At 76.0% G+C, this 4,641-nt stretch carries 1 pseudogene; it reads left to right on the forward strand.

Annotated features, from left to right (window positions below):
* Positions 1–51: 51 nt before the first annotated feature.
* Positions 52–4,641 (forward strand): annotated as a pseudogene (locus tag GPJ59_RS33695) (type I polyketide synthase); the annotation flags it as partial.

A 4,641-nucleotide genomic window follows, 5' to 3' on the forward strand; every position in this document is an offset into this window, starting at 1 on the left:
GCGGGGGAGGTGTAAAAGAGACAGGCCGCCGCCCCCTCGGCGCCCGGGGCCGCGCGGGCGGGCGCGACCGCCGAGGCGGCCCGCGCCGCCACCGCGGAGCTGCTCGGCCTGGTCCGCGACTGGCTGGCCGAGGACCGGCTCGCCGCCGCCCGCCTGGTGGTCGTCACCCGCGGCGCCGTCGCGGCCCTGCCCGGCGAGGACGTCACCGACCTCACCCGCGCCCCGCTGTGGGGTCTGCTCCGCTCGGCGCAGACCGAGAACCAGGACCGCTTCGTCCTGGTCGACCTCGACCCGCGCGACCCGTCCGGCCCCGCCGACCTGGCGGCCGTACTGGCCTCCGGCGAGCCGCAACTGGCCGTCCGCGACGGCGCGCTGCTCGCCCCCCGGCTGGTCCGCGCCACCGAGCCGCCCGCCGGCCGCCCCCGCTGGAACCCCGACGGCACGGTCCTGGTCACCGGCGGTACGGGCACCCTGGGCGGGCTGCTGGCCAAGCACCTGGTCACGGAGCACGGCGTGAAGCACCTGCTGCTGGCAGGCCGCCGCGGCCCCGACGCCCCGGGCGCGGCCGAACTCGTCGCGGAGATCGCGGCGCTCGGCGGCTCGGCCGAGGTGGTGGCCTGCGACGCCGCCGACCGGGAGGCGCTGCAGGCCGTGCTGGACGGCGTACCGGCCGACCGGCCGCTGACCGGCGTCGTGCACGCGGCCGGCGTCCTCGACGACGGCCTCGTCGGCTCCCTCAGCGACGAGCGCCTCGACGCCGTCATGCGGCCCAAGACCGACGCGGCGTGGAACCTGCACGAGCTGACCCGCGACCTCGACCTCGCCGCCTTCGTCCTCTACTCGTCCATCGCGAGCGTCTTCGGCAACCCCGGCCAGGCCAACTACGCCGCCGCCAATGCCTTTATGGACGGCCTCGCCCACCACCGGCACGCCCAGGGCCTGCCCGCCACCTCCCTCGCCTGGGGCCTGTGGGAGCAGTCCAGCGGCATGCTCGCCCACCTCAAGGACGGCGACCTCGGCTGGATGAGCCGGGCCGGCATCCTGCCGCTGGCCTCCGAGCACGCACTGGCGCTCTTCGACGCCGCGCTGCGCACGCCCGGCCGGCCCCTGCTGGTGCCGGTACGCCTCGACGCCGCCACCCTGCGCACCCGCGCCGCGTCCGGGCTGCTGCCCGACCTGTTCCGCTCCCTGGTCCGCGTCCCGGCCCGGCGCGCCGTCGAGGCCTCCGCCGCCGGCGCCGGAACCTCCTCGCTGGTCCGCCGGCTCGCCGCGCTGGGCACCGCCGAGCGGGAGCGGGAGGTCCTGGACGTGGTCCGCGGGGCCGTCGCGGCCGTCCTCGGGCACGCCGACCCCGCGGCGATACGCCCCGACAGGGCGTTCAAGGAGCTCGGCTTCGACTCGCTGACCGCCGTCGAACTGCGCAACCAGCTCAGCGCCGCCACCGGCCTGCGGCTGCCCGCCACCATCGTCTTCGACCACCCCACGGTCACGGCGGCCGCCGGCTTCCTGCTCACGGAACTCCTCGGCGCCCAGGACGGGGCCGCCGCCGACGGCCCGGGCCGCGACACCGCCCCGGCCGCCACCGCCACCGCCGCCGCGTACGACGAGCCGATCGCGATCATCGGCATGGCCTGCCGCTACCCGGGCGGGGTCGGCTCGCCCGAGGACCTGTGGCGGCTGGTGGCCGACGGCCGCGACGCGGTCGGGGACTTCCCCGCCGACCGCGGCTGGGACCTCGACACCCTCTTCGACACCGACCCCGAACGCCTCGGCACCAGCTACACCCGTCAGGGCGGCTTCCTGCACGGGGCGGGCGACTTCGACCCCGTCCTGTTCGGCATCTCGCCGCGCGAGGCCCTCGCCATGGACCCGCAGCAGCGGCTGCTGCTGGAGACCTCCTGGGAGGTCTTCGAGCGGGCCGGCCTCGGCCTCGACGCCGTCCGCGGCAGCCTGACCGGCGTGTTCGCCGGCGCCATGCACCACGACTACGCCTTCCGGGTCGACGAGAACCCGCACAAGGTCGAGGGCTACGGCCTGACCGGCACCCAGGGCAGCGTCGTCTCCGGCCGCGTCGCCTACACCTTCGGCCTGGAGGGCCCGGCGGTGACCGTCGACACCGCCTGCTCCTCCTCCCTGGTCGCCCTGCACCTGGCCGCCCAGTCGCTGCGGCAGGGCGAGTGCACCATGGCCCTGGCGGGCGGTGTCGCCGTCATGGCCACCCCCCACGTGTTCGTCGAGTTCAGCCGCCAGCGGGGGCTGTCCCAGGACGGCCGCTGCAAGTCCTTCGCCGCCTCCGCCGACGGCACCGGCTGGGCCGAGGGCGTCGGCGTGCTGCTCCTGGAGCGGCTGTCCGACGCCAAGCGAAACGGACACCGCGTGCTGGCCGTCGTACGCGGTACGGCGACCAACCAGGACGGCGCCTCCAACGGCCTCACGGCCCCCAACGGCCCCGCCCAGCAGCGCGTCATCCGGCAGGCCCTGGCCAACGCCCGGCTGGCCCCGCAGGACGTCGACGCCGTCGAGGCGCACGGCACCGCCACCACCCTCGGCGACCCGATCGAGGCGCAGGCACTGATCGCCGCGTACGGCCAGGACCGGCCCGAGGACCGGCCGCTGTGGCTGGGCTCGCTGAAGTCGAACATGGGCCACGCGCAGGCCGCCGCCGGCGTCGCGGGCATCATCAAGATGGTCGAGGCGATGCGCCACGGCGTGCTGCCGCAGACCCTGCACGTGGACGAGCCCACGCCCGAGGTCCTCTGGTCCGCGGGCGCCGTGGAGCTGCTGACCGAGCCGGTGGAGTGGCCCGAGACGGGCCGCCCGCGCAGGGCCGGCGTCTCCTCCTTCGGCATCAGCGGCACCAACGCCCACATCATCCTCGAACAGGCCCCGGTCGAGCCGGAGAAGGCCGCCGCCCCGGCGCCGGCCGGCCCGCTGCCGTGGGTCCTCTCGGCCCGCAGCGAGGAGGCCCTGCGGGCCCAGGCAGGCCGCCTGGCGGAGCTGGACGGCCCGGCCGCGGTCGCGGACGTCGCCCAGGCCCTGCTGACCACCCGTACCGCCCTGGAACACCGCGCGGTCGTCCTCGCCGAGGACGCCGACGCCTTCCGCCAGGCACTGCGCGCCCTCGCGGAGGGCACGTCCGCCCCGGGCACCGCCCAGGGCGTCACCGGGACGGCGGAGCGGCTGGCGTTCCTGTTCTCGGGTCAGGGGGCGCAGCGTCCGGGGATGGGGCGGGAGTTGTACGCGTCCCAGCCGGTGTTCGCGGCTGCCTTCGACGAGGTGTGCGGGCAGTTCGAGCTGCCGTTGAAGGAGGTTGTTTTCGGGGGTGGGGAGGAGGTCCACCGGACCGAGGTCACCCAGCCCGCGTTGTTCGCGGTCGAGGTGGCGTTGTTCCGGCTGGCCGAACACTTCGGTGTGCGGCCGGACTTCGTCGCCGGTCACTCGATCGGTGAGATCGCCGCCGCGCACGTGGCGGGGGTGTTGTCGCTCGCCGATGCGTGCCGTCTGGTGGAGGCGCGTGGCCGTCTGATGGGTGAGCTGCCCGAGGGCGGGGCGATGATCTCGGTGCGGGCGACGGAGGACGAGGTCCGGGAACTGCTCGTCGGGCTCGCGGACGCCGACATCGCGGCCGTGAACGGGCCGGAGTCGGTGGTGGTCTCGGGTGCCGAGCAGGCCGTTCTGGAGGTGGCGGCGCAGCTGGCCGAGCGAGGTCGGAAGACGAAGCGGTTGACCGTCTCGCACGCGTTCCACTCGCCGTTGATGGAGCCGATGCTGGAGGCGTTCCGGGAGGTCGCCGAGTCCTTGACCTACGGCGCTCCGTCGGTCCCGGTGGTCTCGAACGTCACCGGTGAGCAGATCCGTGAGTTCTCCGCCGGCTACTGGGTCGAGCACGTCCGTGGGGCGGTCCGGTTCGGTGACGGTGTCCGTTTCCTGGCCGACCAGGGCGTGGGTCACTTCCTGGAGCTGGGTCCGCAGGGTGTGCTCGCCGCCATGGCGGGGGAGAGCCTTCCCGAGGGCTTCGGCGGGCTGCTGACGCCCGTGCTGCGCAAGGACCGGCCCGAGCCCGAGGCGTTCCTCGGCGCCCTCGCCGAGGCCTGGACCCGCGGGCTGCCCGTGGACTGGGCCCCGCTGTTCCAGGGCCGCGCCGCCCGCCGGGTGGAGCTGCCCACGTACGCCTTCCAGCACGAGCGCTTCTGGCTCGCGCCGTCCCGCTCCGCGCGCGGCGAGGCGGCCGGGCTCGGGCTCACCGATGCCGGGCACCCGCTGCTCGGCGCCTCGGTGGAGCTCGCGGACGGGGACGGGCTGGTCCTCACCGGGCGGATCGCCGCCGACACCCTGCCCTGGGTCGTGGACCACACGGTGGCCGGTACGGTCCTGCTGCCCGGCACCGCCTTCGTCGAACTCGCCCTCCGGGCGGGCGACGAGACCGGCTGCGGGCTGCTGGAGGAGCTGACCCTGGAGGCCCCGCTCGCCCTGCACCGGCGCGGCGCGGCCCGCCTCCAGGTGGTCGTGGGCGCCCCGGACGACTCCGGGCGCCGCGCCGTCGTGATCCACTCCCGGCCCGAGGGCGCCGAGGCGGGCCTGGCGTGGACCCGCCACGCGAGCGGCACCCTCGCCGCCGCCGGTGCCGCGCCGGCCGCCGCC

The sequence above is a fragment of the Streptomyces bambusae genome (genome assembly GCF_019400985.1).
Lineage (GTDB): Bacteria > Actinomycetota > Actinomycetes > Streptomycetales > Streptomycetaceae > Streptomyces > Streptomyces bambusae_A.